Source organism: Mycobacterium sp. (genome assembly GCF_025965855.1).
Taxonomy (GTDB): Bacteria; Actinomycetota; Actinomycetes; order Mycobacteriales; family Mycobacteriaceae; genus Mycobacterium.
The window spans coordinates 1-3,254 of the sequence record NZ_JAOPWB010000207.1; the positions used below are offsets into that span (position 1 = coordinate 1).

The 3,254-nt window shown below is 67.4% G+C and carries 3 protein-coding genes; 1 reads left to right on the plus strand and 2 read right to left on the minus strand.

Annotated features, from left to right (window positions below):
• Both JWP83_RS17790 and JWP83_RS17795 read right to left on the minus strand, forming a co-directional pair.
• Positions 1-427: PE family protein (locus tag JWP83_RS17790; RefSeq protein ID WP_297732457.1), on the minus strand; the 427-nt coding region annotated here is incomplete at its 3' end.
• 127 nt (positions 428-554) lie between these two features.
• Positions 555-2,054: an MFS transporter gene (locus JWP83_RS17795; protein WP_297732459.1), complete on the minus strand. Its 1,500-nt coding sequence runs from the start codon at positions 2,052-2,054 to the stop codon at positions 555-557.
• A 234-nt stretch (positions 2,055-2,288) separates the two neighbouring features.
• On the opposite strand from JWP83_RS17795, the gene JWP83_RS17800 reads away from it, so the two are divergent.
• Positions 2,289-2,897: a TetR/AcrR family transcriptional regulator gene (locus JWP83_RS17800; RefSeq protein ID WP_297732461.1), complete on the plus strand. Its 609-nt coding sequence runs from the start codon at positions 2,289-2,291 to the stop codon at positions 2,895-2,897.
• Positions 2,898-3,254: the final 357 nt, after the last annotated feature.

Genomic DNA, 3,254 nt, shown 5'->3' on the forward strand with positions numbered 1-3,254 from the left:
CGGCGACCCCCGCCGCTGCCGCCGGCACTCCCGCAACCGCGGAGCCCGCCGACGCTGCGGTACCTGCCAGCGGTTGCGCCGTCGACAGCGCCTGGCCGGGGACATTGCCGCTCACCATGCTCTGGACGGTTTGCAGGGGAGAGGCGTTCGCCGCCTCGGTGAGGGCGTATTGCTCCGCGCCGGTGCTCATCAGCTGGACGAACTGGGAGTGGAAGGCCTGTGCCGCGGTGCTGAGCGCCTGAAAGGCCTGAGCGTGCGCGTCGAACAGGCTCGCGATGCTCGCCGAGACCTCGTCGGCGCCCGCGGGCAGCACGCTGGAGACCGGGCCCAATGCCGCGGAGTTGGCGTCGCTGATCATGGATCCGATGTTCGCCAAATCCGTTGCGGCGTTAGCCACATACTCCGGTGCTGCGATCACATACGACATTCGGCTCCCCCGGTCGTCGGCAGCCTCCGTCTCCCCACAACGAACGCTGCTCAAAGCGGATGGTATCGCCCACCCGGGGTCTGCCGAGGCGTTTTCAGCCGATCTTCAGCATCCAGATACGGGGCTGCTATTCCGGGCCGGACACCATCCGGCGCACGAGCCTTAGCTGCCGCCCGTCACGCCCGGGAGCCCACAGCCCGATCAGGGCCGCGGCCATGGCAACGATCACGGCCAGGACCGTCGTCGAGGCGTGCATTGACGTCATGAACGCCGCTTTGCTGACCTCGGCCAGCTGGCCGCCCTGGGGGCCCAACTTCCCGGCCACCTGCACCGCCTTGGCCAGCGAATCGGTCGCCGGTCCGCGCACCGCGGCGGGGAAGCCCGCCAACTTTGGTGCCAGCTCGTTGGAGTAGCGCCCGGCCAGTATCGAGCCGGCCACGGCGATCCCCAGGGCCCCGCCCATCTCTCGCGACGTGTCGTTCACCGCGGACGCAACCCCCTGCTTTTCGTCGGGGACCGCGCCCATGATCGCCGAAGTCGTTGGCGCGGTGCAGAATCCGATGCCGGTGCTCAGGATCAGCGTGGGCCAGGCCAAATCGAGGAAAGTCGAATGGAGGTCGAGCGCCTGCATACACGCGAAGCCAACCGCCATCGTCAACGTCCCCACGAACAACACCAGCCGCAGGCCAAATTTTGGTACGTACCAAAATGACAGCGCCGAGAAAATGCCGAGCGGGACCATGAACGGGCCGAACGCGGTCGCCGTCATCAGCGGGGAGTAGCCCATGATCTGTTGCACGAATTGCATGCCCAGATAAAAGAAACCGAACGTCGCGCCGAACAGGATGACGATCGTCGCCACCCCGGTGGCGAAACCGGGATCACCGAACAGTCGCACGTCGAGAAGGGGGTCCCTCTTCCGGAATTCGACGACGCCGAACACCGCGACGATGATCGCTCCGGCCACGAGGCCGCCCCAGACCAGGGGATCGCTCCAGCCGCGGTCGGGCGCTTCCAGGATCGCCGCCACCGCGATCGCGACGGCCGCACCGATCAGGACCGCGCCCAGCGAATCGATCCGGGGAGCGTTGTCCTCCCGCGACGACGCGACGGTGCACGCCAGGGCGAAGATCGCCAGTCCGGCGATGCCCAAGGACCAGAAGATCGCGTGCCAGTCCCAAAACCGAAGCAGCAAGCCAGATCCGAGCATGCCCAGGACGCCGCCGCAACCGGCGGTGCCGGCCCAGATCCCGACCGCCTTCATGCGGTCTTCTTTCGCGTAGGCCACCGTGAGCAGCGACAGCGTCGCGGGCATCACGAACGCGGCACCGGCGCCGGCGACCGCCCGTCCCGCGATGATCTGCAGCGGGCTGTGCAACATCGCCGGCGCGGCCGACCCGAGGGCGAAGACCACCAAGCCGATGAGCAATGCGCCCCGCCTGCCGTAGCGGTCGCCGATCGCCCCGGCGGGTAACAGCAAGCAGGCCAGCGCCACCGTGTAGCCGTCGACGATCCAGGTCAGCTGCGACTGGGTCGCGGAAGTGGCGACCGCGAGGTCCCCCAGCGCGGTGTTCAGCGCCGTCATCGACCCGACGACCAGCCCGACGCCCATGGAGGCGACGGCCAAGGTCCACGTTCGGGCGCGGGGGCTACCCCCGATGCGGGCTACATCAGTAGGCTCATCAATCCGTACTAGCGTTTTGACCATAGAAAGCGCCTCCTAACGGGGGCGAGCATATTTTCGGACCTTTCAAGACTGACAGTCTTGTAGGTAGACCGATAGTCTAGGTTCCAAACCGGGAGGTAGCTCACAATTACCGGCGGAAGTACCGATCCCCGCCCGGCGCGGTCCAGGGCCCGTTTGCTCGAGGCCGCCGCCGCGCTGCTGCGTTCGGGGGGTCCCAGCGCCGTGACCGTCGATGCGGTCACTCGTAGCGCCAATGTAGCGAGAGCGACACTGTATCGCCACTTCCCGAGCGGAAATGATTTGCTGGCAGCGGCATTCAACAGCCTGATACCGCCCCCGCCGATGCCTCCGGCCGACGGCTCACTGCGCGATCGGCTTATCGCGTTGGTGCTGGCTCAGGCCGAAGTGGTGGCGCAGGCACCGGCCCTCCTGACGGCCATGTCGTGGCTTGCCCTGGGACGCGACCTGGAAGGGTTGCCGGAACCTCCTCACGCAGGCACGGCCGACAGCGCCTCGATCACGACGCTGCGGGAACGCGTCGCTCAGCAGTACGCGGCGCCGTTCGACGCGGTATTCGACAGCCCGGAGGCCGCCGAGCTGGGTGAGGTCGACCGATCGCGCGCCATTGCGCTGCTGATCGGCCCGCTGGTGCTGGGACGCCTATCCACGCTGCCCGACTTCGACTACCGCGAATGCGCGCGCGCCGCCGTCGACGGTTTTCTGTACGTGCAGCGGGCCCAGAAGAGGGTCAGCGCGGCGAGCATCGAATCGGCTGGTGCTTGAGCCTCGGTTTCGGGCCGCTGACCACTGCATTAGCCTTGCGACGGAACCGTCCCGGCGACGTTTGCCCGGGATTTGGCCAAACCCATGATCTGAGGCATACTGTTCAGGTTGCCTTGCGCCGGGTTCTGCCTGGCCGGGCATACGACCAGCGCCCAACCGGGCGCGTCCGGTCTCATCCTCGGAGCGCGACGAATTTCGGCCGCGAACGAGGCTGCGTGAGGGTGACACACCCGACTGCGGGGGCCGGTGGACCACGACAGGTAAACAGCGGCGCAATAACCGGCGCGACGCTCGATCGGCCCGAGATGGGGCCGGGGCCATCGGCGTGCCGGGGCACGTGAGGGACAGAGATTCCGA